This window comes from Dyadobacter chenwenxiniae (assembly GCF_022869785.1).
Lineage (GTDB): Bacteria > Bacteroidota > Bacteroidia > Cytophagales > Spirosomataceae > Dyadobacter > Dyadobacter chenwenxiniae.
This window is the reverse complement of sequence record NZ_CP094997.1, coordinates 2,617,525-2,641,387: the sequence shown is the minus strand read 5'-3', so window position 1 is coordinate 2,641,387 and position 23,863 is coordinate 2,617,525. Positions and strand designations below refer to the sequence as shown.

The 23,863-nt window shown below is 41.3% G+C and carries 21 protein-coding genes; 9 read left to right on the top strand and 12 right to left on the bottom strand.

Annotation, left to right across the window (positions count from 1 at the left end; genetic code table 11):
* The first annotated feature begins 15 nt into the window (after positions 1-15).
* A complete protein-coding gene (locus MUK70_RS10850; protein ID WP_234658570.1) occupies positions 16-543 on the top strand; it encodes a VOC family protein in 528 nt (175 codons plus the stop codon).
* 23 nt (positions 544-566) lie between these two features.
* On the opposite strand, the gene MUK70_RS10845 is transcribed toward MUK70_RS10850, so the two are convergent.
* Genes MUK70_RS10845 through MUK70_RS10835 form a run of 3 tightly spaced genes read right to left on the bottom strand, consistent with a single transcriptional unit; the run spans position 567 to position 3,269 of the window.
* A complete protein-coding gene (locus MUK70_RS10845) occupies positions 567-1,343 on the bottom strand; it encodes a hypothetical protein (protein WP_234658569.1) in 777 nt (258 codons plus the stop codon).
* A 16-nt stretch (positions 1,344-1,359) separates the two neighbouring features.
* Complete coding sequence (locus MUK70_RS10840) at positions 1,360-2,271, bottom strand: helix-turn-helix domain-containing protein (RefSeq protein ID WP_234658568.1); 912 nt, start codon at positions 2,269-2,271, stop codon at positions 1,360-1,362.
* A 17-nt stretch (positions 2,272-2,288) separates the two neighbouring features.
* The gene (locus MUK70_RS10835) at positions 2,289-3,269 is read right to left on the bottom strand and encodes an NAD(P)H-binding protein (protein WP_234658567.1); all 981 of its coding nucleotides are present in this window, start codon (positions 3,267-3,269) and stop codon (positions 2,289-2,291) included.
* A 234-nt stretch (positions 3,270-3,503) separates the two neighbouring features.
* On the opposite strand from MUK70_RS10835, the gene MUK70_RS10830 reads away from it, so the two are divergent.
* From MUK70_RS10830 to MUK70_RS10800, 7 genes are all read left to right on the top strand, one after another.
* On the top strand, positions 3,504-4,016 hold the full coding sequence (locus MUK70_RS10830) for a hypothetical protein (RefSeq protein WP_234658566.1): 513 nt from the start codon (positions 3,504-3,506) through the stop codon (positions 4,014-4,016).
* Positions 4,017-4,066: 50 nt separating this feature from the next.
* Complete coding sequence (locus tag MUK70_RS10825; RefSeq protein ID WP_234658565.1) at positions 4,067-4,633, top strand: adenylate/guanylate cyclase domain-containing protein; 567 nt, start codon at positions 4,067-4,069, stop codon at positions 4,631-4,633.
* Positions 4,634-5,546: 913 nt separating this feature from the next.
* Positions 5,547-6,710, top strand: a complete 1,164-nt coding sequence (locus tag MUK70_RS10820) for an acetyltransferase domain-containing protein (RefSeq protein WP_234658564.1) — start codon at positions 5,547-5,549, stop codon at positions 6,708-6,710.
* Between the two features lie 1,247 nt (positions 6,711-7,957).
* Positions 7,958-8,542 carry an RNA polymerase sigma-70 factor gene (locus tag MUK70_RS10815; RefSeq protein WP_234658563.1) on the top strand — a complete coding sequence of 195 codons (585 nt, stop codon included), beginning with the start codon at positions 7,958-7,960 and terminating at the stop codon, positions 8,540-8,542.
* Positions 8,543-8,631: 89 nt separating this feature from the next.
* Positions 8,632-9,618 (top strand): FecR family protein, encoded by a 987-nt coding sequence (locus tag MUK70_RS10810; RefSeq protein WP_234658562.1) that lies wholly within the window; start codon positions 8,632-8,634, stop codon positions 9,616-9,618.
* A 165-nt stretch (positions 9,619-9,783) separates the two neighbouring features.
* Positions 9,784-12,552, top strand: coding sequence for an outer membrane beta-barrel family protein (locus MUK70_RS10805; RefSeq protein WP_234658560.1), 2,769 nt, complete (start codon positions 9,784-9,786; stop codon positions 12,550-12,552).
* Positions 12,553-12,718: 166 nt separating this feature from the next.
* Entirely contained in the window at positions 12,719-13,453 is a 735-nt protein-coding gene (locus MUK70_RS10800) for a hypothetical protein (protein ID WP_234658558.1), read from the top strand.
* Positions 13,454-13,675: 222 nt separating this feature from the next.
* Here MUK70_RS10800 and MUK70_RS10795 read toward each other — a convergent pair whose 3' ends face one another.
* The 6 genes from MUK70_RS10795 to MUK70_RS10770 all read right to left on the bottom strand — a co-directional run bounded on the left by MUK70_RS10795 (position 13,676) and on the right by MUK70_RS10770 (position 20,157).
* Complete coding sequence (locus MUK70_RS10795; RefSeq protein ID WP_234658556.1) at positions 13,676-13,858, bottom strand: hypothetical protein; 183 nt, start codon at positions 13,856-13,858, stop codon at positions 13,676-13,678.
* A 278-nt stretch (positions 13,859-14,136) separates the two neighbouring features.
* Positions 14,137-15,207, bottom strand: coding sequence for a serine hydrolase (locus MUK70_RS10790; protein WP_234658555.1), 1,071 nt, complete (start codon positions 15,205-15,207; stop codon positions 14,137-14,139).
* Positions 15,208-15,513: 306 nt separating this feature from the next.
* Complete coding sequence (locus MUK70_RS10785) at positions 15,514-15,651, bottom strand: hypothetical protein (RefSeq protein WP_234658554.1); 138 nt, start codon at positions 15,649-15,651, stop codon at positions 15,514-15,516.
* Positions 15,652-15,956: 305 nt separating this feature from the next.
* A complete protein-coding gene (locus tag MUK70_RS10780; RefSeq protein ID WP_234658553.1) occupies positions 15,957-17,435 on the bottom strand; it encodes a S41 family peptidase in 1,479 nt (492 codons plus the stop codon).
* An 83-nt stretch (positions 17,436-17,518) separates the two neighbouring features.
* On the bottom strand, positions 17,519-18,835 hold the full coding sequence (locus MUK70_RS10775) for a serine hydrolase domain-containing protein (protein WP_234658552.1): 1,317 nt from the start codon (positions 18,833-18,835) through the stop codon (positions 17,519-17,521).
* A 956-nt stretch (positions 18,836-19,791) separates the two neighbouring features.
* Positions 19,792-20,157 carry a winged helix-turn-helix transcriptional regulator gene (locus MUK70_RS10770; RefSeq protein ID WP_234658551.1) on the bottom strand — a complete coding sequence of 122 codons (366 nt, stop codon included), beginning with the start codon at positions 20,155-20,157 and terminating at the stop codon, positions 19,792-19,794.
* A gap of 112 nt (positions 20,158-20,269) precedes the next feature.
* On the opposite strand from MUK70_RS10770, the gene MUK70_RS10765 reads away from it, so the two are divergent.
* Positions 20,270-21,145, top strand: coding sequence for an SDR family oxidoreductase (locus MUK70_RS10765; RefSeq protein ID WP_234658550.1), 876 nt, complete (start codon positions 20,270-20,272; stop codon positions 21,143-21,145).
* A gap of 109 nt (positions 21,146-21,254) precedes the next feature.
* Here MUK70_RS10765 and MUK70_RS10760 read toward each other — a convergent pair whose 3' ends face one another.
* The 3 genes from MUK70_RS10760 to MUK70_RS10750 form a co-directional block, all read right to left on the bottom strand.
* Positions 21,255-21,857, bottom strand: a complete 603-nt coding sequence (locus MUK70_RS10760) for a cytochrome b (RefSeq protein WP_234658549.1) — start codon at positions 21,855-21,857, stop codon at positions 21,255-21,257.
* A gap of 2 nt (positions 21,858-21,859) precedes the next feature.
* Positions 21,860-22,960, bottom strand: a complete 1,101-nt coding sequence (locus MUK70_RS10755) for a catalase family peroxidase (RefSeq protein ID WP_234658548.1) — start codon at positions 22,958-22,960, stop codon at positions 21,860-21,862.
* Between the two features lie 102 nt (positions 22,961-23,062).
* Positions 23,063-23,836, bottom strand: a complete 774-nt coding sequence (locus MUK70_RS10750) for a helix-turn-helix domain-containing protein (protein ID WP_234658546.1) — start codon at positions 23,834-23,836, stop codon at positions 23,063-23,065.
* Positions 23,837-23,863: the final 27 nt, after the last annotated feature.

Here is a 23,863-nt window from a genome sequence, read left to right as displayed (position 1 = left end):
ATAAAATTAAAGAACATGAAAGACAAACAAATCAAAGTTGTCCCTGATAACTACACAGCGGTAACACCATGGATCATATCGCCATCGTCGGCTGGTTTAATTGACTTTTTAACAGCAGCATTTGAAGCCGAGGAAATTCCCAATAGCAGGATTGTGGATGAATCAGGTGTGATCATTCACGTAGTAATCCAAATAGCAGACGCCAGGGTGATGCTTTTTGATGCAAGAGAAGGCTGGGCCCCAACGCCAAGTTTTCTGAATCTATATGTGGATGATGTTGAAAGCACCTATCAAAAAGCGCTCGAATTTGGGGCAAAATCAGTGACTGATATTACTACATTGTGGTTTGGTGAGAAAGTTTGCAGGATTTTAGATCCTTTTGGCAACCTCTGGTGGATCAATGAGCGCGTCGAAGAAGTGGATTTTACCGATCCTAAAATCGGCGAACGAGCAGCTACCTCCGATGCGATAGAAGGTATATCCTACATTCAAAAATCGCTGGACGAAGCTTTAATAAGTCAAAAAGAATTTTTTACAAAGTAAGCAGGAAGGAATTGGCATTATTATTATTGCGAAAAACTTAATAACGGTTTGCTGTTAAGTGCTTGTAGCAGGCAGAAGAGCGCCAAAGCCCCATAAACTAATCCTGAAATTATAACCAATTTAATATCCCTGAGCAAATAATAAGCCATTAGCGGTAATACCTGCAAAGCATGCATTCCCACAAAATGTGCGATACGCAGATCGCCATATTTACGGCTCCAGTTAAGCAGCGGTATACCATCGCCATCACCCGAACCGCCAACACTATGTGAACCATTGGCACCTATGATAGCACCCTCAAACGCAAATATGACAAATAAAAATATGCCTATTCGAATAGCCCACAGGTAATAGCCTGGGAGTTCGGGAAATTGAACTGTACAAAATAAAATGCCGATATAGCCGGTATACAAAGTGGCGCCCATGGCTGCAAAAGCCATGGCTGCGGTAAGCGAAGTATAAAGGGATGAACTGATATTATAATGCGATAACTGACCACGAGCAGCCTGAAAAGTGATATAAAACAACTCGAACCCCAATAGTGTGATGGTAGTCCAGCTAAATGTACTGACCTGGTCAGGTAGTTCAAGATACCCGGTATACCAGCCCATCGTCCAGCAAAATGTACCGATCGACAAGGCGAATTTAAAAGGCTTATACCAGGTGTTGACCCCATTGATCTGAACATGGCTGAATTTTGCAATCAGCAACATTAAAACAGCGCTTAAAAGGCAAATCAGTCCAAAGTAAAACAAGGGTTCATTTCTGGATTTTAGAGCAGCAAAAAGATCGATCATCATTTTATGGATATGTCGGTTAATTAAATCTAGCCCTAAAATCCAGGGGCGAAAGATTGGTTTTACTCTTAAATAATTTACTGAAAGAAGGTGGGTGTTCAAAACCTAACGCATAGGCGATTTCGCTGATCGACACGTCCGTGAGGGATAGTTTCTCCTTGGCTTTTTCGATCAGCTTTTCGTGAATGTGTTGTTGCGTACTTTGGCCGGTCAATGCTTTTAGCAATGCGCTTAAATAGGTGGGTGAGATATTTAAAGTATCGGCAATCATTTGTACGGTTGGCAATCCTTTTTGGATTGGGTCATCCATGTTAAAATATCCCTCGAGTATTTCTTCCACGCGGGTCAGGATCTGATGGCTGCTTATTTTCCTGGTCAAAAACTGGCGGTTGTAAAACCGGTCACAATACTGGAGTAACAGCTCAATTTGTGCAACGATCAGGCCCTGGCTGAACTTATCGATGTTGGCATGATATTCCTGTTTGATCAGCTGCGCAATACCGCCAATGGTTGTCTCTTCTTTCTCGGAGAGAAAAAGGGCCTCATTCGCCGAATAGTCAAAGAATTCATATTGCCTGATCGTTTTTGCCAGCGGTGTGCCCCATAAAAAATCCGGGTGGACAAGCAGAATCCAGCCTGAATTTTTATAATCCTGATCGGCATCAAATGAAAACACCTGTTTGGGAGCAATAAAAAACATGACACCTTCATCAAAATCGTAGGCCTGCTGTCCATAGGTATATTTGATCGAACCCTCAAAATTCCTTTTCAGCGAAATGAGATAAAAATCAAATACAACGCTGATCCGGCTGTTCCCTTCCGGTGGTTTGAAATCATCCATGCTGATGACACTCACCAGCGGATGTTCCGGCTTGGCTATCCCCAAAACCTGATGGTATCGGCTGATGGTTTTAATTTGATAAGGTTCCATGTTTTTACTAATCTAACCTATTTTGAGTTGTAAACGGCTGCAAATTCCTGAGCGAAATCTTTCATTTTTACTTTGCCCATGGTCGGTATGTTTTTGTAGTAATCTTCAAATAAGATCCCGCCATTACGCTGGCTGGCATTCATTTCCGTAATATCATTCGCCAGGCTTAAAGGCATTTTATATTTTAGTAACGCATCCAGCATTTGTTTATCACTGATGGTTACCCATTTCAGATAAGGTTTACCAACGGCAGTACCAAGAATATTTGCAATTTGATTGCAGGTCAGCTCTTCGCTGGCTACATAGCGTGCCTTGCGCCCTTTAAAAGCCGATGTCAGTTCTTCTGAGATCGCAGCTGCAATATCCATAGGTGAAACCCAGGGCATTTTGTCCTCCGCGCCGTAATTGGATACAATAAGCCCCTTTTTCCCCTGCAGCAAACCCGTTAAGCCATAGTGACGAACCGTAAGGAACAACCCTACAAAGCCTTTCAGAAAACCTTCCCCTTTTACAATATCCATAAACTGATACAGATTATAGTAGAAACCCACCGGCCTCATAAACGTGATCGTTACATCTGCAGGTAATTGCTTCAAAACCTGCTCGGCTACAAAATGGAAGGCAAGCAATCCGTTTCCCTTGTCGGTATGAGCCCCTATACTGCTGAGGTGAACGACCTTTTTTACGCCCGATTGCTGAATCGCCTCGACATAATTGCTTGTGAGCCTGCGCGCTTCTTCCCTGGCATCCAGATTGGCATTTTCCTGAAAGTTAAACGGCGGAAGCATCGTGTAAACCGCGTCGGCACCGGTAAACGTTTTTGCCAGAAAACTGACGTCCTCGATTGAACCAATGGCTGCCATTGCGCCTATCGCTTCAATATCTTTTTGTTTGTCAGGATTACTGCTGATCACAGTTACTGCGTGACCGTTTTGTACCAACTCCTTAGCAAGTGGCTTGCTGATGTGTCCCAAAGAACCTGTTATAACAATTTTCATTTTTTTTGATTTTTGTTCATAACAAATGTCCGCTTTACAAATCAGCCGAACGTAGCCAAACCTGTGATTGTCATAGCCATTTTTAGTATATAGGGATTTCAACAACCCGAAATTCCCATGAGAATGATAAGAGAAAGATTTTTTCAACAATCCTGTAATCCAGAATGGTAAATTACCGGTTCATTATATTTAGAATTTAGGTTATTTTGATAGCTAATTCACCTGTCTAGATCTATGCTGTCACCGAAAACCAGAAGAAATGTTGCCCGTGTCATTCCTTTTGGTGTATTATGGTTTATTTTCAGCCTAATCTATGCCATGCTGGAAAAAGGGATTATCGGAAACCTGGACCATTATCCCTCTACGGGCGTTGACTACAATTTTGCAAGAAACATTTTTTTACTCCCATCGTCAGGCCTGATGATGGGGCTATTGACAGGGATTCTGGAAATCGGTTATTTCAGTAAGTGGTTTATTAAAAGGAGTTTCACTAAAAAGATCATCTTCAAATCCCTGATTTATCTGGTAATTGTTATCCTGTTCCTTGTCATTATTACTGTCATCAACACCGCATATACATATAACGTATATTCTTTAAAGAACCTGGTATCTCCGGCCTGGGCGTTTTTCACCGACTATGCTTTGATTGGTATTATGGTATACATTGCTTCAATCATTGTGATTACACAATTCTACGCGGAATTTAGCCAAAGCATTGGAGTGGGTACACTGAGTAACTTTTTTTAGGAAAATACCATCATCCTGTTGAAGAAGAAAGGATATTTATGTTCCTGGATATGAAGTCTTCAACTACAATTGCCGAAAATCTGGGCCATGTCAGTTACTTCGAGATGTTAAAAGAATATTTCTTCGATCTCTCAGAAGCTGTTATTGACTATGCCGGCACAATTTATCAATATGCCGGTGAAGAGATGATCATCTGCTGGAAACTGAAAGACGGGTTAAAAAATAATAACAGTATCGAGTGCTTTTTTGCAATGAAACGCGCTTTGGAACATCAGGCTGAAAAGTACAACAGTAGATTCGGTCTTTTGCCGGAATTCAAAGCGGGGCTGCATTCAGGAATGGTTACTGCCGGAGAGATCGGGTCGCTGAAAAAAGAAATCATCTTTACAGGCGACGTCCTCAATACATCCGCAAGGATCCAGGGGCTTTGCAACCATTTTGATGCTGACCTGCTGGTATCGGAAGACCTGGCTAAAATACTTCAGCTTCCGGCCACATATGCAATAAGGTCGGTTGGGGAGAACCTGCTTAAAGGCCGAAGTAAAACAATGGAGATATTTGCCATTTCCATTTCAAAGCACAATTCTTCACAGGGTATAATGCGATCGCAACAATAGGTCTTTTTGTATTTCATAGTCATCATTGATTTTGTCTACTGGATTATTGCTTAGAATAATCCAGTGGACACCTTAAGGTGAGACCTACTGGGTCAGTCGATACAGCTTATTTAAATTAAATCGAATTTTGTAACCGCTTGCGGCTGTCTAAAAATTCGGTGGTTAAAATGAAATATGACCAACACGCGCTTTTCATGACTTATTCTCTGTCAGAAGTCGAAATAGTACAGTTAAATATTTCTTGTGCACGTTTGATTGCACTTTGGCTAAACCCGAACATATTAACTGATAGTCGTGTGTAGGTGAGAAAATATGCTCTTGTGATGAGGTCAGAACGTATAGTGAGAGATGCATTAGCTAAGATTCTGTATTAGTCTTTGACCTGGCGGCATAGCTGGCTCGCTCTACGGAAATCATCGAATCCTTGTATGACTATTTCATACTCGCCATCTCGCTTTAAGGTTGAGGTCACCCAAGAACTCAATAAGCGGTGAGTCTCTTCACCACGCAAATAGAATTTTTTAAAGTCCATATCTGTATAAATTTTGCATAGTGGTTCGCCAGTCCAGCCAGTAATGCCGATTAGTGGTTTGAGGTAGAATGGCGTAATGTCTCCTTCAACAGCATATGTGTCGAGATTGATGGGAAGCACTTCTGTCCACGAGGGTAGGCATCCGAATCATGTTTTTTCCATGTAATTAGGTTCAATTAGCAAAACGGGCTGGTAGATTATCGGTCTACTGTGATTTAAGCATTTCGACTTGCAGCGATCAAGTCGTTGATTCGAACGGCAGAGTCAAAAATGCACGGAGGGAAGCCTGCAATACGGTTTTACCGCAGTTTGGTTTACCATTCAATAAGTTGTAATGAATATATTTTAATAAGGCAGGTCTTTATAGATAAACCGCTCTATATGAACTCGCTAACTAATCCCCGTATAAAATCTATCGACCTTTTGAAAGGGTTTGTAATGGTTCTGATGGCCCTTGACCATACACGCGACTACTTTTACCATTCAGCCGCATTTTTTGATATCAGCAATCCCGAGCATGCAACGTTGCCCGTGTATCTAACGCGCATCATGACGCACGTCTGCGCGCCGACTTTCAGCTTTCTGGCCGGGGTTTCGGCCTATATGTCGGGCAGGCACCGGGCGAAAGCAGATTTGTCTGCCCTCTTGATCAAGCGTGGTCTGTGGCTGATTTTTATGGAGCTTACGGTCATCGCCTTCGCCTGGTACCTCAATGTGGAATTCACCAACATAGACCTGGCAGTGATCTGGGTTTTAGGCGTGAGTATGATTGCTCTGGCCGGACTTATACATTTACCTCTAAATGTGATTTTCATGATCTCAATTCTGCTGATTGCTGGGCATAATTTGCTGGACAGCGTTCATTTGAGCACAGTCTGGTGGGGGATATCGCATGAGGTTTATTCAACTAAGATTCTGGGCGGAAATGTTACGCTCACAATTGTTTATCCCATCATCCCCTGGATCGCCGTGATGTCTTTGGGTTATTATTTCGGACAGTTTTATCAGTCATCTTTTAGAACCGAATATCGGCAGAAGCTCTTTAACCTGATAGGGCTAGGCAGCGTTTTCCTTTTTATAGTGATACGATGGGCAAACGTATATTGCGATCCGGTGCCCTGGATACATTTACATACGACGGACAGGACATTCATGTCGTTTTTTAACGTCAACAAATATCCGCCTTCGCTCTGCTATTTATTGTTTACACTTACATTTACCTTCCTGTTTCTGGCAAATTCCGAAAAGTGGAAGGGCAAATTGGTTGACTTTTTCTGCGTTTTCGGCCGGGTACCTTTCTTTTATTATATCCTGCATCTTTACACCATCCGCATTTTGGGCATGGTACTCGCCCAGTTGACAGGTTACGGCTGGAAGTCCGCAGTCCAGCACGATTTTGAGATCGATTTGAAGGGCTTCGGTTTTAGCCTGCCGGTCGTATATCTGATTTGGATCGCCATTATTATCGCACTTTATCCTGTTTGCAAAAAATTTGACCGCTATAAGCAAGGCCACCGCCAGCAATGGTGGCTGAGTTATCTGTGACATCGTCGGCGCAAATACCCGATTCATTCCGAATACGACGCTATTAGCTGGGTTGTTTAATGCGGCCAGTGAACGTTTTTGCCCCAAGTATTTTCGACAAAGAAATCGTTATTTCATCGAGAGCCGCTATCAACTCTATCTTGCCGGGCGTCACATAGACTGGAGGGGTAAGCAGAACGGGCGTTGCTGCTGGCAGTGAGTATAAGAAAATGTTTGTTGCAAATACACCTCTTGGTCGACAGCCAGAAGAGATTGCCAGAGCTGCCATATAAAAATTATCTATATGAACTTGGCGGCTAATTATTCGGTGGTTAAATTAAACTTGTATTAGGCCAAGCTTACAAGCAAAATCATTGCATGCTGGATTACAAGTGATGTTTTTGGTTCAATAAAATGGTTTAGCTACCAGGTTAATATGTAATGTATGCCTAGTATGCTTAGATCTTCACTTTTGAAAAAACATACATTGTTTCGGTTGCAGTCTGTTTGCAACGCTCGCCATATTTCGCTGTCTCATGCGCGCTGTCATCGAAGACTTTGAGGTCATCATAAGGAACAGTAACCTGGCAGCTACGCCTTTCACCACAGGGCAAGCTTCATAAGCCCCGCGAGCAAGTCATAATAGCACAGAAATTACTTTGAGGGTTGCTAGCGTCATCAAACTTTTTTGAAAATGCCTTCCGATATTTGCACGGTTCACTCAACTCATAGTTGATTGAAGGCTGATCTAAGGCGAACTTTGATAGGGTTGTGTCCATACCGGGCAGATCAAGAGGGTACCTATAACACTTAATGTGGATAAACTACAAATGGTCGTTCAGCTTTAAAAAGCTAAAAAAACGTCAGTCAAAAAATATGTGAGATGCTAGGGATTAGCAAACTTGTCCTTGATGCTTACATAGGGGCACGTGGAAAACAGTGATTTGGTCAATTAAATATTAGAACTGCCGCTACTACAAAACGTACGGCGATTTTGCCTAGAAAAACGTCCGTCACTGCTCTTCATTGTTCGAAAATGGACGAAAAAAGTATTATATCAATATACAAAATGGCCCATTCAATGCATATTGGAGGATTTAAGGTTTTGGTTCAGTATTTATATGAAAACTAGTTAAAGCGTCCTTCATCGGTAAGTGAAAGACTGTTATCAACTCAGACATATTATTTTGTTTATTAATACTACTTCTTTTTACTTCAATAGTTTTGCTCAGGAGACGGTAGATTATTGTATTGGTACCTAAACTAAAATGCCAGAAACACAACATTCAACGGATATTGAGCTGACTCATCTTTTAAAAAGTGACGATAAAACAGCCTTTGCCGAGATTTACAGGCGCTATGCAAAAAGTCTCGCAGGTTTTGCAGCATCAAAATTATTTAACCTGGAAGATGCCGAAGATATAATCCACGACATTTTCGTTAAACTTTGGGAAGACAGGGAACGGTTGCAAATCACTTCTAATTTAAAAACCTACCTGTTTACCCTTACCCGCCATCGTATTATCGATATAATACGTCGGAATATTACCCGTGAAGAATATGCAGCAATGCTGCAATCATTAGCAAATGCCTATCAGCCTAGCATTGAACAGAAAATAGCCGCTAAAGAACTTCAGCAAACTATTGAAAATTCGCTCGATCAACTATCTCCAAGAGTAAAAGATATATATCAGTTAAGCCGTGAGGAAAATCTAAGCATCCCGGAAATTGCGGAAAAGCTTCAATTATCAGAGCAGACAGTAAAAAATCAGCTATCCACTGCATTGTCACACCTAAGAAAATCAGTATCAGCCATTTCCGTATCAATTCTTTTACTTTGGTGGTTGCGTTAAGCCGCTGTTTACTCCTTAATTAAATAATATTTCATTTTCTTATAGTACTAAATGGTAGTTCATACGACTACTGTTAAATTTCTATAAAGATGGACCGAAATATTATAGAAACCTTATTGGATCGTTACCTGAAAGGCGAAACTTCAAAGGAAGAAAATGGATTGGTGGAAAGCTGGCTGGAGGAAAACAATAATCCCCGTTCCGAATGGCAGTATTTTAATCAAAGCCGGAAGGATCAATGGCTAGCAGATGTATTTGGCAAGATACAGGATAGCATCAAGGCTAACGAACCCAAAGTAGTTGTTATGCCGCAACGCGAGCATTTATGGCGGCGCCTTGCTGCCGTCGCAGCAGTGTTAGCTATTTGTTCTACGCTGTACCTGGAGTGGCCTGCCTTGCAAAATCGTCTGCATCCTGTACAGTTAACCGCGTTAACAGTTTCCTTAAATCAACAAAAGCAAATCACCTTAGCCGATGGAAGTAAAGTTTGGGTTAATGCCAGTTCTCAACTAAAATATCCCCCACAATTTAATGGTAAAACAAGAGAGGTTTATCTTTCCGGTGAGGCATATTTCGATATTAAACATATTGCAGACAAACCCTTTATTATACATACAGGAAAAGTAGTGACTACTGTTTTGGGGACGGCTTTTGATATTAAGGAGGATAAAATCAGCCATACCATTAAAGTAACTGTAATCCGGGGAAAGGTAAGTGTCGCTAACGGGAATAAGCAATTAGGAATCCTCACGCCTAATCAACAGATCAGCTTTAACATATTGAATAGTATGGCTACTCAAACTGAAGTAGATGCCAAACAGGCTATTGCCTGGCAGAAAAGCGAACTGCATTTTGAGGACATTACTTTTGCCGAAGCAGCCTCGCAGTTAGAGCAACACTTTAATGTTAAAATAAATTTCGGCAATGATAAAGTGAAAAACTGCCGGTTTACAGGTACAGCCCTTAAAGGTGAAAAACTGGATAAAATATTAAAGGTGATCTGCGCTTTTAACGACGCTACCTATCAAAGTAAAGCAGACGGCAGCATTATGATTAATGGAGCCGGATGTAATTAACGATAATAAATGGACGAGAAATAAAATAATAAAGAAAGGCTGATTTATACTCAAGGTAGTCTAAACAGTAAAAATAGAACCTGCAAGCCGACGGCTATCAGCTTACAGGTTTCCGGAGAACCGGAGCTTTAAATCATTTGGTAATCACTTAAAACATTTAAAAGTATGGAAATTTCTGCAAAAATGCAGGATGAGGGGATGTATTATGCTCCCCCTTTTAGTAAATCACAGCAATACCGATTAAACTTAATACAATTCATGCGCGTCAGTTTCCTTATTACCGCCTTACTCCTTGCCACGCTACAGTTATTGTTGGCAGTGCCAACACATGGCCAGGATATGACCGTTGAAAAGGTGACCGTAAGACTGAAACAACAGGAGTTAACAGACGCGTTTAAACAGATCGAACAGCAAACCACGCTGCGCTTTTTCTATCGTAAGGCAGATATAGATAAGATAGACAGACTGAACCTGGCGCCGGTTCGACGTACCATTGAACGGACGCTTTTCGAGTTACTGCGTAATACGGGCTTTGGCTTTAGGCAGATAGATCAAAATATCCTGATAGAAGCTAACGGGCAATTGCCCAACGCAAAAATTGGGATCAGCGGCAGGGTATTGGCGATGGACAATCAGCAACCACTACGTGATGTCCGGGTAGAGCTATTACGCAGTATTGATCTGCAATTGGTAGGGCAAGCTCTTACCGATTCTACCGGTCGTTTCCAGATCAGCACTCAGGATAACTCACCGCATATCATCAGGATAGCATTGTTGGGCTATCACGTATACCGGGCCCCGGTTGCCGATGGCGGTGAAGTTACCCTGCCGGAAGTTTATTTGGAACCCGATCCGAAGCTACTAAAAGAGGTGGTTATTGCTGGCAAATCACCACTGGTTAAGCAGGAAGTGGACCGGCTGGTTTACAATGTGCAGGGCGATCCGGATAATAAAACCAGCACTGTCCTGGATATGTTGGCTAAGGTCCCGTTGGTATCGGTTAATGCCGACGGCGATATCAAAGTAAAAGGCAGTTCGAGCTTTAAGGTACTCATAGATGGCCGTACGTCATCATTAGTTGCAAATAGCCCTGCGGATATTTTTAGGGTGATGCCGGCAAGCAGTATAGCCAGTATTGAAGTCATCACTATTCCGCCCGCGAAATATGATAGTGAGGGATTAGCGGGCATCATCAACGTGATCACCGTTAGAAAAAAACTCGATGGTTATAGTGCTAATCTCGGCTTTCAGTATAAGTTCCCCAACGGGCCACGCAACTATGCAAATGTCACGTTTAAAAGCGGCAAATTTGCCATGTCTGTATCAGGAGGCTATAACGTCAACAATACCCCGCAAACGCCTTTTTCTATCTCCCGGCAAAACATTAGCCCGGTTAATTCCACCATTGACCAGAAGGGTAGGGCCCATACCATTAATCATCAAAGCATTGTTTATTCCCAGTATAGTTATGAGCTAGACAGCCTGAACCTGATTTCCGCGATTGTTAACTATGCTAATGGTCTCAACCACCGCCGGGGCAGCAGTTTCACCCGCCAAATAGACAACACGAACAGCAGCTATCAATCAGACGAGGACGCTCGTAACACCCAACATGGGTATGACCTGGGCGTAGATTACCAAAGGGGTTTTAAGAGAAAGAAAACGCAACTGCTCTCGTTTTCCTATCGGTATAGCGATATCGACTACAACCGGCTTAACCTGTTTACCGCATCTCAGCAGGTAAATTCGAATATTGACGATTATAACCAGGAAAACATTTCAGGCACTAAAGAACACACCTTACAACTGGACTATACCCACCCTCTAAAGCGTGTGGACATAGAGGCAGGTATTAAAAGTATTCTCCGGCATAACTTCAGTGATTATGTAACCACCTTTGTTAATACAGACAACAGCTCAGCAAACGGTTTTAATTACGATCAGGACATTTACGCAGCTTATAACTCCTACCAATTTAAGCTGGATTCCTGGACAATTAAGGCAGGAGCAAGATGGGAGATGACTTCGATGAAGGCTGACTTTTCATCAGTTGGTATCGTGAATATTCCCAATTATAACCGGATAGTTCCTGCCATTGCCGTTCAAAAAAAGCTTTCCAAATCAACAAGTCTTAATTGGGGATACACCGAACGGATCAGTAGGCCGGGCATTAAGCAGCTAAACCCTTTTATCGACCGGCAAAATCCCTTTTCTATTAGCTATGGCAACCCCAATCTGCGGCCAGAGTTAAACCATACCTTCAGTTTCGGTTATAGTGCGTCCGGCAGTGGCTCTCTTAATGCGGGCTTAGGTTACACTTTTTCTAACAACTCTTTACAATACATAAGCCTATCAGGAGCAGACGGAGTACTTAATAACACTTACAGCAATTTGGGCAAAAACGCTACGCTCTCGGGTTACATAAGCGTTAATTATCCGCTTAGCCAGCGCCTAAACCTGAATGCTTTTGCGGAGATCAGTCGGGTACATCTGACCGGGATGATTGATGGGCTGAACTATATTAAAAACGCAATGTTCGGTAGCACCAACATTAACCTGAGTTACAAAACGGATCATGACTGGAAAGCGGGCTTTGAGTTTCAGTACTACAGTCAAACGGGAATAGCCTTGCAATCAACTTTTAGTCCATATTATTATACTTCCTTTAGCCTGGCTAAAAGCTTATTCAATAAAAAACTTACCATCCGAGGTACGGTAAGTAACCCTTATTTAAGATATCTTAATTACAAAATCAATTATTCAGATCCGCATTATAAGCAGGTTATACAGCAGGATATTGTTTATCGCAGGTTCAACATTTATTTAAACTATAGTTTTGGGAAACTGCGTGGTGCTGCTGTGAAAAAGAACAAAAAGTCGGTTAAAAATGACGATACCTCAAACGTTTCCCCCCCATCATTACCCGGCAATTAATTAAACATAAAAGGCTTTTAATATGAAAATTATCATCGCCATTGTATTAGAAGGAATTGCTTGAACCCTTTGTGCAAATGCACGGCAATACGAAGCACAGGTGAACATAGCATTAACGCATTAGAAATGCCTGCGCTTTTAAATTAAATTCACTTCAACTTACATTATGAAAAACTTTATCTCATTGCTAATTCCTCTTTGTCTCTCTCTGGGAGCTATTGCCCAGGTTCATACCTTTCCGTTCAAGTCTTCAAGTGCTCGTCAAATAAATATTTCACTTAACAACAGTGATGTTGAAATTATAGGTACTAATGAAGATAGTGTAACTATTACTGCGTCGAACTTTGTTGAGGCCGACAAAAATCTTCTCGGAGAGAGCGGTACTGGCCTAAACGTAGAGGTTTCAGAAAATCTTTTAGATATTAAAAAGATGTCAGAAGCGGCAGCCTCCTATGTTATTAGAGTGCCAAAAACATGCTCTTTATCCTTTCAAGAAGAATTTCGTGCTCCTAAGCTGATTCGGATTTCAAATATTAGTGGTTCCGTAGTAGCCAAATCATGGGTTTCAAGGATAATCTTAATGGAAATAGCGGGTCCGGTGCAGGCATCAAGTATGGCATCAGATGTCTCTGTTGAATATTCGTCTTTGTCTCAGATCAAGCCAAGTACCATCGAGTCTGCCGGGAGACTTGTGGAAGTTATTTTGCCACATGATTCAAAGGTTACTGCAAACCTGATTGTTACAGCAGGTAATGTAGAATCGGAATTTGATTTAGGCTTTCAGAATCGGGAATTATTAAAACAGGTAGGCGGAACCCGAAAAATTGAGGCTAAGCTTAACGGCGGGGGACCCCCATTAAATATTTCAGCTCATACTATAATAATCAAGAAAACTAAATAATCATTATAGTATTCTACCGACACCTTTGTTAATGGTGACCAATAGATCAAGAACAAATTATTCCTAAACATAGCTATCTAAACGGATGGCTAGAGACTGTAAAATGAACCAAAAAGCCAAAGTCCTTTTTCTACTTTAAAGATGGAGGGCATTTTTATTATTTTTTATTACCACATTATAAATTAGGTGGATCCAAAAATGTGTGCCTCTTTTGGATCCACCTCAGTTGCCTAATCCGGATTCAAAAACAACTAAATACTTGGTGCTTGTTATTGCAGAAAACGATGTTAGTTTGTGGGTGGTCAAATCAATTTTTGTTTCTGCAAACGGAGGTGTTGGGTCGTTCGTTTTTTTACAAGAAGCAACGAATACAAGGGTGACCAATGCCATTAATAAAATTTTCATTTCTGACATTTTATCTAATTTTTTTGCAAAGCTACTTTACTTTTGAAAAGCTATTTTTTTATGCTAGTAGACATTGGAATAATTGATAGAAGTGAATGAGGATATTTAAAATTCTTGCAAAAAAATGAGAATAGATTACTGCATTTCTAAATTATAATACACTAATAACGAGACGATCATATCTCTATTAAATATATCGGCATCTGAATTCTCACTAACTTTTGTTAAGTCTCTTTTGGTTCTGTATCCAGCAGTTGAGCACAAATTATCTTCTCAATTCAATTGTAAATTTGTTCCTTAACTTCTTGCACAAACGTTGGCTTTAATAAAATATTCTGATCAAAATAATTCATACCAACCTGCAAACGACTATTTTCTTCATTCGAAAGATCATTGAAGAAGTAAGCAAACTCAACATTGTTTCCTTTTTTGTCAGTAGCATAAACTGCCTTTGTCAGAACAAATAGAGTTGAACCTCCCTTTATTCCAATATGTTCAAATACATCCGAATTAGCAGGATTCTCCAATAGGTACTCCATTACTTCATCCAGGTACTTCTGCTCTTCCATACTGAAAAATTTCCGGTCATTGATTTTTTTCAAAATGCCTGCATACTCAGTTACAGTAGAACCAGTCAGTCGGTCTGACCAAACTTTTTGAACATCCATACCAAAGTCTCCTATATCAGACTTGTATGATGGATCTGCAAGCAATTTTTTATGAATCAAATTGATAAAAATTAAATATTCAGAATTGCTCATGCCACGAAGCTTTTCGGCAAGCGACTTACCCTTTAAACCCGGAAATGCCTCCTTGCCCACAAAGAGTGATGAAGCCAGATAAAACACTTTATCATGATTTTTAACTCCTAAATTTTTTAGCTCAGCTTCCACTTTTTCGGGTCCGAGTTTCGCAAGCAGCCATTCCTGGTTAGCATTTGAGCTAAACTGGATCATTCCCTTGGAGATTTCCCTAATACTTATTTTTTGATTTATTATTTTTGTAGAAACGGCTGAAAGCCAGTTTACGTGGGCACCGCCATCCGTGCCGGAAACATTAAACTTTTCTAAGTCAGCGACAGGAACCATTTCAGCTGCATTAATTTCTCCGGCAGCGGCCTGTCTTGCATACTCAATCGCCAGAATAATTTTGGCCGTACTTGCTAAAGGCATCATTTTATCACCGTTGTGCAACGCAAATAGCGTATCATTTCTCACTAACTTAATACTTGACCGTCCAGGATTTTCTTTTATAAATTTCAAAACGAAATCTTTATCAGGTGTAGGATCATTGGTTTTGCAACCTGTAACTACTAAAAGACATCCAAACATAATTTTTTTTAACATCATGGATTTGATTAAATGGAAATATATTCTTTTATGTCAATGATCTGATCTTGACATCATTATATTTAATTGGAATATCATTTATTAATTGTAATGACTTCTTTTTCTAACGTCACCTGATTTGACCCATAACCGATAAGTACTGGTTACGATAATAATTTTTACTGAAAACAAATCACTTACCTTTAATCTTTTGGGATTTAAAAGTTAAATCTGAATAAAATATTGTTTCTTGGTGACCAACCAATAATCCTTTTATAACAACTGTAAAGCTTTCATTGCCAGGTATAGCCATACCTATCTGTCTCACTAAAAATTTTCCCCTCTATAATGAAATATCATCCCTTGCCCTTCATCATGCTGATCGTCATAGTAGTACTCAAACTGTGCCAAGTCTTCATTTATAGTAAAATGATACCCTGCTAAAAACTTATCTTTATTTGTCATGTTAGTTTAAAAAGAATTGAAAATTGCCAATTTAATATAAATTAGGGTTAAAACTAAAAGAAAGTGAGAAAAGCGCCACGGGTTCGTTTGCAAAACAATTTTTGCTATCGTATTCCATCTCATCATTGAGCAATTGAAGTCTGTATTTTTCTGTAAATAGGGGTTATATTAAAAGATTGAACGAAAAGTAACAGGGGTTTGATCAAGCTCTTCCTAATGAGATTTGTGACCATGCCAATCCCGTTGCATTGTTTTGAGTATTGTCAATGTTTAGGTTGGAAATGATAGGGGTTCATGGATCATCATTAATCAGATTCTAAGGCTAATGCAGCGGCATACTTCCATTGCCTATCGTTGCTTTCTAATATATCAGTTACGCTGTTTATTAAAGGATGATCGGGCAAAACACCCCTATTTTTTTTACGGACGGTAACTGCATTCCAATAGCATAGGGAAGGTATTATTACCTTCAATCCAGAATTGGGCAGTTTAGCTTGTAAAAATATGCCCGAAGTATTCCCTTCCGCGCCTCCACCTGTTTCTTCCCCAATGAAGATCGCGGTAGTGATCTGCCTGATCACAGCGGCAGCATCTGCGGCGGTAGAGAAGGTATAACCATCTGTCAAAACGAACAATTTCCCCTTGAAATTTATTGAAGATGGTTGTTGTATATTAATACCGGCTTTTATTGCACCGGTAAGAAGATGTCGATCGACAGGGTCTGTAACTGTGCCTGTGTCTAGTATATTAAGCAGATCATGGCTCCACCCACCAAATGAAGGTTTAATTGTCCGCATTTGTATTTTTCTAAAATATCTGAAAGGTGCTGATGTAAGATGCGAAACAAGTGCTGCGCCATAAACATCCTCACCTCCACCATTGCTGCGCAGATCAAGTATCAGTGTCTTAGTATTTTTTTGATCAACAATTCTAAAAACACTATCCAACTCATTTTCAAATTCTTTTCCTTTGAATCCCTGAATCCGCAGGTTAGCAGTTTTACCTTCATTTGTAAAGCTTAAAGATACGTTTGGACCCCGACCTTCAAATTGGGTAACACCTTTTCTCACTTGCAGGTTAACAATTGAAAGTCTATTGATTTGACGGTGCGCGTCGGTTACCCCTACTACGTTAGTAATGATCACCTTACCCGTGCTGTTTTTTGCTTTTATATTAAACCGGTCCTGCTGACCAAAATATAGCCACAGGTTTTGAGAAAAATTATCAGCGAGCCGTTTGTTCCGGTGTGAATAGCCATATCCATCAGCTGAAATATGCGGTATCATTGCCTTAATAAGCGACCCAGACTGATGGCCGTTAATGCTTAGAATCTCCATGCCTGGGGTAATTGACTGGTCTTCCGCAGTTTCATTATAAAGCACTCTCAATTTCTCATTCTCTACCATAATAGTGAAGGGGAAAAGTTTCGAGGTCTTTAAAAGATTGTTGGTCTCATCATCATATTCCACCTTCATGTGGCCTTCCCTGAAACTGGCAATTAACGTTGTCAATAGTGAAATAAAGTCAGCCTGGTCATTTATGATCGCTAACTGTCTGCGATATTTATCGAACCTTTTTTGGACATGAATGCTATCGCTCAGACGGTAGATACCGCCATATGTTTCGACAAGCGCATGCTCTAATGTGCCAAAATCCGCCTTAAGCTGCCCTTCATTAAGCTTTCTAAGCGCTATTGGTGGTGGATTGTAGGTAGGTTTCCTGTTTTGTGCTTTAACCGGGTTGCAAAAACAAAATGCAATCAAAAAAGTAATACAATAAGGCATAATTGGTTCATATTTTCGGAAATGCCTTTACATAGGGCTTGCAATTCAGAGAAGCTAATGCGCTGTCAATGCTGGAAGATAAACTAATCTATTTTTTGAAACTTTTCGTTATAAAAAGATTGCTGTTCTTTTTCAAAACCGATTATCATCCCATTTTTATCCCTTATGAAAACCAACTTGGCAATGACCTCATTAAGAAAGAAGTCATCTTTTGCGGCAGGGTGGAGCTCATATTTTCGTTTGTGATTATTCTTAACATACAGAAATAACTTTCCCTTTTCCGTAAGAAAAACGAAATTAGGTGTTGTTGGATCTGAACTCTTATATTCGCCAACGTAACTATTTACATCAATAAGGATATCAGCATCCTTTACCGGATATTCTTGACCATGTTTAAAAAAATATTCGAGATGTTGCATGATGTGCTCCTCCATGTTGTTGTTAATAAAGATGACGAAGCCACTCTTTTTATCAGGATACATGATGTAATCAGCATTAAAAATTTGATTGTTCCCGTTATGCGAAATGCGGTCACCGGCTGATGTATGATGGATAAACACACCTAACCCTTTTGCCGCTGTATGTGATGGAGGATCATCATACGCCTGATCTTTCAACATTTCATTCATAGATTGTTTTTTCAACCCCTTATTATTTATTAGCGCAATCATGAATTTAGCAAACTCTGGCGCATTTGAACGTAAACTTGCTGCGGCATTAAGCTCATCAAAAGTTTCAAAATCACCCTTCCAGTTGGAACCATCGTCATTGCGCAAATATCCGCTCGCCTTGAACTGGTCAACATAATTGTTTCTTATTAAAGTGGAATTTGTCATTCCCAGTGATGTGCAAACCTCTTTATTCATGATCTCTCCCAAGCCCCTCAGGTTAGTGTTTAATAGATGGGCGATTGTTTTAGCCAAATATTGAAATCCTTCTCCTGAATAGCTCACCTGGGTGCCCGGTCGAAAGTTCAAGTACAGACTGCCTTTTTTAACCTTGGTGCTTAGTGAGTCTGGAACTTCATCATCGCGCCAGTTTGGGAAGCCTGTTGTATGACTAAGTGCCATTCGCGCTGTTATCAGTTTGTACCGCTCATCGTAAGCGATATCGGGATATGGCATGTATTTATATAAAGGGGTGTCCAGTGCTATCAATCCTTTCTCTACCTGCTTGAGCACATAATAGGCAAAAACTGATTTGGTTAAAGATGCCGCTTCAAAAAGCGTTTGACGAGTCACCTTTGTTTGTTGTTCAATGTCGGCGAGCCCCATTTCGCGGCTGTAAACTACCTTGCCATTATTGATGATAGCGATCGATAGCCCGGGAATACTCCCGGCCGCCATTTCCTTTTTCAGGAAGGCGTCTATTGCTGTTGGCAAAATTTCCTTGCCATTCAACGACTTAATTTGAGCTGTGCAAAATGTGGTCAGGGAACAAAAAATAATAGTAAGGAAAAGATTGTTTTTAGAAGAAAACATGTAGGATAAAGTACTTTAATTTGGGTTATTTATGATCAGGTCTATACTGAGGGAAAAATAGTCTGCCAATACAGTCAATCCTCCTTTAAACGCTCAAACGATAGATTTTGGAATTTTAAAGCGTTCACTATTGAACGAAATTTCGAGGTAGTGTCCGCTACGCAGATACCAACCGCAATCCTGGCTAATCGTATCAGATATCTCTGGCCTTCGTTTGCTAGCTTGGGTTAAAGTACAAGTTTGTACGGCAACGGCCTAGTCGGCCACGCCGCCGTATCAAAAGCCACGGCACTATCGTCTCTTCTTCAAAAAACCCTTAATATCAACACCACTGTACTTTAAAATTTTGTACAATGTAGGCTGACTTTTTATTTTGAACATTTCTCTGACTTCATCGGTACTCCGACTGTTCTTCTCATAAATTTCCTTGACTTCCGGGGCAATTTTGCGATAACGCTCGCTTAGCCCTTCTGGCCTACCCCCGGATCTGCCCCTTGCCGGGCCGAGTCTAGGCCCATTCGTTCATTTGTCTCATGAGTTAGGTTGTCGGGATACTACATGTAAAGTTGTCGTTGCAGTAAGTTAGCTCCTAGTCAGATCTGCCCCTACCAATCAAAATGCTTTCCGATTTTAGACGTATGCATGTTTCTTTAATTTTGGATGGGCATCCGTTAGCCAAGATCCACGGCTCTTTCTCTCATTTGTCGTTTACCCGAGTTCGTAAAATCGGTGTATGTTTTTGGGGAAACCAATTTTGGAATTGGCTCATTACTTGATCAATCAGATCTTTGAGTACTAGCCATAGTCGGATTGGAATGCTGCATATTTTTCATGATGGCCTTGGAAAATGTTTTAAATCGGCTCCTCTTAGTATATCATGCCACCAATTCGACCTGCCCGGTTTGCATCAGCCTTTTACGGTGGCCAATCCCCCAATCATTTAAAGAAACAATTACCTGTTCCAGGCTGTTTGCATATTCGTCCAAAGTGTATTCCACCAGTACCGGTGTGCCTGTGTAGACTGTGCGCTTGATCAACTGGTGTTCTTCCAGGTCTTTGAGTTCCTTTGTCAAGACCTTGGAGGTAATCCCTGTTACAGCCCGCTCGATTTCACGGAAACGGCTGTTGCCTGCCGAGATAGCAATGATAATTTGCAGCTTCCATTTTCCACTCAAAACTTCCAGTGCATCGCGGATGGGCAAGAGCGCCCCGGTACATTGTGTATGGTCTCTCTTCTTCATATCTTCTGTAATGCTGGCTACCTAAAGGTAACTGGCTACTTTTAGTTAACTGCTATCTTTTAGAATGCTAATGTATTAATTATGCAGAAATAAAACGAAAACAGATAACATTATGAGTACGATATTAGTAACCGGTGCATCCGGACATTTAGGTAAAGCAACGGTAGAAGAGCTGCTGGGAAAGGTAGATGCAAAAGATATTTCTGCACTGGTTCGTGACCCTGCAAAAGTGGAAGACCTGAAAGGCAAAGGTGTCAACGTTATTCAAGGCGATTACACAGATTATGATTCGCTGATAGCTGCTTTTAAAGGTGTTGACAAGCTGTACTTTGTCTCATCGAGCGATATCCCTAACCGCTTTGCCCAGCATCAAAATGTTGTTAAAGCTGCCGTTGAAGCAGGGGTAGGACATATCTTTTATACTAGTGTGCAGCGCAAATCCGAAGACGGAAGCTCGCCGATCGCCTTTGTTTCTGGTGCACACTTGAAAACCGACAATCTGATTAAAGAATCAGGGCTTACCTACACCATTTTAAAACATGGCTTGTATGCTGATGTTTTGCCAATGTTCATCGGTGACAAGGTGATTGAAACGGGCACGATCTTCCTTCCTGCCGGTGATGGAAAGTCTTCTTTTGTGAGCCGCAAGGACTTGGCAGCAGCGGCTGCAAATCTTCTGACCTCGGAAGGCCATGAAAATAAGATTTACGAAATGTGTGCTCCTGTGGCATACTCTTTTGAAGATATTGCAGGAATACTTAGTGAGCTGTCAGGTAGAACCATACAGTATGTTTCTCCATCAGCTGAAGTATTTACTGAGCAGTTGAAAAGCTACGGCCTTCCTGATGAAGCAATCCAGGGCATAACTACTATATGTGTAGCCATTGCCCAGGGTGAATTCGACTTGCATTCTACTGATTTGCAGCAGATCCTGGGAAGAGAGCCAGAATCTGTTAAAGACTTTCTGAAAGCGGCTTATCGGCTTTAAAATGATTGAACAGTGGCCGCTCATTGATTCGTACCAGCGGCTGCTGAGTTCAACTCAATTTAGAAAATCAGAAATTACCCAGTCATTCATCCCAGGTTTTACTTTTTTATCATGATTCAGCCCCTCCAGCAGGAGATTGTTCAGATCTATCAATTGTTTTTCTTGACCACGTAATACTCGAAAACAGGCCGTCACGATATACCCATGCATGTAACAATGCTGCGGAAAGGTGCCCTGTTACCATTAAGAAAAGCATCCAGGCCATCACCTTGTGGGCATCGTGCAACCATGCAAATAAAAATGGACTCTGTGGGAGGATTGAGGGAAGGTTCATACCCGGAAACAGCTTTACCAGAAAACCTGCGGCGGACAATTGTGCCCATCCTGTCAGTGGCAAAGCCAGCATCATGCCATACAGGGCCCAATGCAGGATTACTGCCGCTTTTGACTGAAAACTGGACATGCCAGCGGGCATATTTGGTACAGCAAAGCTTAGCCTGTTTATGAACCGGATAATGACCAACAACAGTATAGCTATGCCTAATGGAATATGAAGGTCCAGCAACCAGGGTCTCCACGTCAGGGATGTCATCATTCCCAATCCGACGAATATCATGGTAATTATCATCGATGCCATCAGCCAGTGTAATATTCGGGCTGTAATATTGAAATGCGTTGGCGGAGCGGAAGAGATATTTTTAGTTTTAGCCATGATTACTTGTTGCCAGCGTTATCTTTTTGATGTTTGCCTACTGCATCCGTGGCCTTACCATACCCGATCTCGCGTACCCGATCGCTGTGCGAATGAGAATAAATGCCGGCCCGGGCTGCCAGAACCGGATCATCGGAAAGAGTAATTCCCTTGGGGACACGGGTGGGATCGAAGTTAATATCCCTGCAACCACCCTTGGTCTGGTCAAAAACATGGGACACTTCCAATGTGCCTGCCACTATCTGTCTGCGGTTTTCAGGCCAAACCTGTGATGGGTCATTTACCGGGTCGCCTGGTTCGGCCAAAGTCAGCACAAGGTCCCAGTATAGCGGCCCCTTTTCAAGACGCTTTTTCAAATCTTCAAACAGGAAGTCGTGGCTGGCCTGTTTACGCTGACGGACACTCCAGGAAGTAAATTCTGCGTGTGGACGCATAGACCAGCGTATTACCTGCTTTTTACCATTCGCATCAATTAAGATGAACGAATTAATAACATTGTACTGAGCCCCGGCAAAACTGCGGGTCCAGGGTGCGGTAGCATCCCATTTTACATATTTCTGAGCCTCTGGATGTTTTTTCAAGAAAGCCGCTACCCGAGCTGGGTCGGGAGCACCTGTGTTGGAGACAGGTTTATATGCTTCCACTTGCTCCAGGAAACCTTCCGTATCGCGGGTAGCAAAATAAGGTTCGTTGTTCAGTTTCATTCGCCATTGTTCCCCGTCATCAGCAGTAAGCATCAGGGCCATACTTACTGTTCGGGTGGAATTGTCAGGAGCGTAGGGATCTGGACTACCCAGTGAGAAACGGCCTGTAACCGGAACTTTCTGTTGGGCAAAAACCCTTGCGATCGAAAATGGCACCCCTTTACCGGACGCACGAAAAGTGCCTTCAAAGCAGATTCCCTTTCCGTGGGCCCGGCGGTAACCTGCAAGGTATGTTTTGGGTGTATCCTTTAGGAATGTTCGGGTGGTAATGCGTCCTCCAATTAGACCTGCTGACCAGGCAAAGGCCAAAACTAATCCGGATGCAATCAGGAAAATCCCAACTAATTTAAAGAGAACACGCTTTGTTTTCAGATAGGCTACTAAGGAGGCTTTTTTCATTTTAGTCTTGAAGTGTACTTTTCCGTTTCTGTTTACTTACAGCGCAAATATAGCGTAACAGAGATGGGGAAAAATTACACTTTCCAGCCCAAAAAAAGGACTTTACTGCTTTGCAAATTCTTTGGGGGTCAGGCCTGTATGTTTTTTTGTAAAACGGGTAAGATAGGAGGGTTCGGTAAACCCAAGATCATATGCTATTTCCTTTATGGTCCTTTTGCCGAGATGCAATTCCTTTCGAATTTCCAGAACAATGCGGTCCTGGATCAGATACTTTAACTTTTTGTTGGTGATACTCTCGCAGATCTGATTGAGCTTTTTGGCAGAAATATTCAACTCTTTGATATAAAATGCCGCTCCTTTTTCTGTAATAAAATGCGTTTCGATCAGACTCATCAGTTTTCCGAAAACTGGATAGTCCACATACTCCCTGAGCCTTGGGCTTTCATCAAAAATTGCTGACACATGAAATAAAAGCGAAAACATATAGCTTTCCATCATTAACGCTCTATTGTCGCTGCTATACTCCGCTAACAGCAGATCAACGATGGATCTCATTGTTAAGGCACTTTTACCATCAAGCGATACCAATTGATTGATAAAAAACCCATTCAGGTAATCTGAGCCTATCTTTTGATTTATCCCAAAGAATACATCGTTATGGATTAAAAACAAATACCCTTTCTTATCAGTGAGATCAATTTTGACATTCTGGTATGGGTAAATGACGACGGCCTGAGAGCCACGGGCTTCAAAATCATTAAAGTCAATACTAAAAGTGATACTTCCATCGGTCTCCGTACTCCATAGCAGCTGATGGAAATTAAACCGTTGATAATGATCGAAAGTACCAGCACGCAATTCTTCTAACTTAAACACCTCTATAAATGGGAATTGTGTTATAGG

Excerpts from the sequence above, each read along its gene's own strand:
- MUK70_RS10850 (WP_234658570.1), top strand. The coding sequence starts at position 16 with ATGAAAGACAAACAAATCAAAGTTGTCCCTGATAACTACACAGCGGTA.
- MUK70_RS10845 (WP_234658569.1), bottom strand. The coding sequence starts at position 1,343 with ATGATGATCGATCTTTTTGCTGCTCTAAAATCCAGAAATGAACCCTTG.
- MUK70_RS10840 (WP_234658568.1), bottom strand. The coding sequence starts at position 2,271 with ATGGAACCTTATCAAATTAAAACCATCAGCCGATACCATCAGGTTTTG.
- MUK70_RS10835 (WP_234658567.1), bottom strand. The coding sequence starts at position 3,269 with ATGAAAATTGTTATAACAGGTTCTTTGGGACACATCAGCAAGCCACTT.
- MUK70_RS10830 (WP_234658566.1), top strand. The coding sequence starts at position 3,504 with ATGCTGTCACCGAAAACCAGAAGAAATGTTGCCCGTGTCATTCCTTTT.
- MUK70_RS10825 (WP_234658565.1), top strand. The coding sequence starts at position 4,067 with ATGAAGTCTTCAACTACAATTGCCGAAAATCTGGGCCATGTCAGTTAC.
- MUK70_RS10820 (WP_234658564.1), top strand. The coding sequence starts at position 5,547 with ATGAACTCGCTAACTAATCCCCGTATAAAATCTATCGACCTTTTGAAA.
- MUK70_RS10815 (WP_234658563.1), top strand. The coding sequence starts at position 7,958 with ATGCCAGAAACACAACATTCAACGGATATTGAGCTGACTCATCTTTTA.
- MUK70_RS10810 (WP_234658562.1), top strand. The coding sequence starts at position 8,632 with ATGGACCGAAATATTATAGAAACCTTATTGGATCGTTACCTGAAAGGC.
- MUK70_RS10805 (WP_234658560.1), top strand. The coding sequence starts at position 9,784 with ATGGAAATTTCTGCAAAAATGCAGGATGAGGGGATGTATTATGCTCCC.
- MUK70_RS10800 (WP_234658558.1), top strand. The coding sequence starts at position 12,719 with ATGAAAAACTTTATCTCATTGCTAATTCCTCTTTGTCTCTCTCTGGGA.
- MUK70_RS10795 (WP_234658556.1), bottom strand. The coding sequence starts at position 13,858 with ATGAAAATTTTATTAATGGCATTGGTCACCCTTGTATTCGTTGCTTCT.
- MUK70_RS10790 (WP_234658555.1), bottom strand. The coding sequence starts at position 15,207 with ATGATGTTAAAAAAAATTATGTTTGGATGTCTTTTAGTAGTTACAGGT.
- MUK70_RS10785 (WP_234658554.1), bottom strand. The coding sequence starts at position 15,651 with ATGACAAATAAAGATAAGTTTTTAGCAGGGTATCATTTTACTATAAAT.
- MUK70_RS10780 (WP_234658553.1), bottom strand. The coding sequence starts at position 17,435 with ATGCCTTATTGTATTACTTTTTTGATTGCATTTTGTTTTTGCAACCCG.
- MUK70_RS10770 (WP_234658551.1), bottom strand. The coding sequence starts at position 20,157 with ATGAAGAAGAGAGACCATACACAATGTACCGGGGCGCTCTTGCCCATC.
- MUK70_RS10765 (WP_234658550.1), top strand. The coding sequence starts at position 20,270 with ATGAGTACGATATTAGTAACCGGTGCATCCGGACATTTAGGTAAAGCA.
- MUK70_RS10760 (WP_234658549.1), bottom strand. The coding sequence starts at position 21,857 with ATGGCTAAAACTAAAAATATCTCTTCCGCTCCGCCAACGCATTTCAAT.
- MUK70_RS10755 (WP_234658548.1), bottom strand. The coding sequence starts at position 22,960 with ATGAAAAAAGCCTCCTTAGTAGCCTATCTGAAAACAAAGCGTGTTCTC.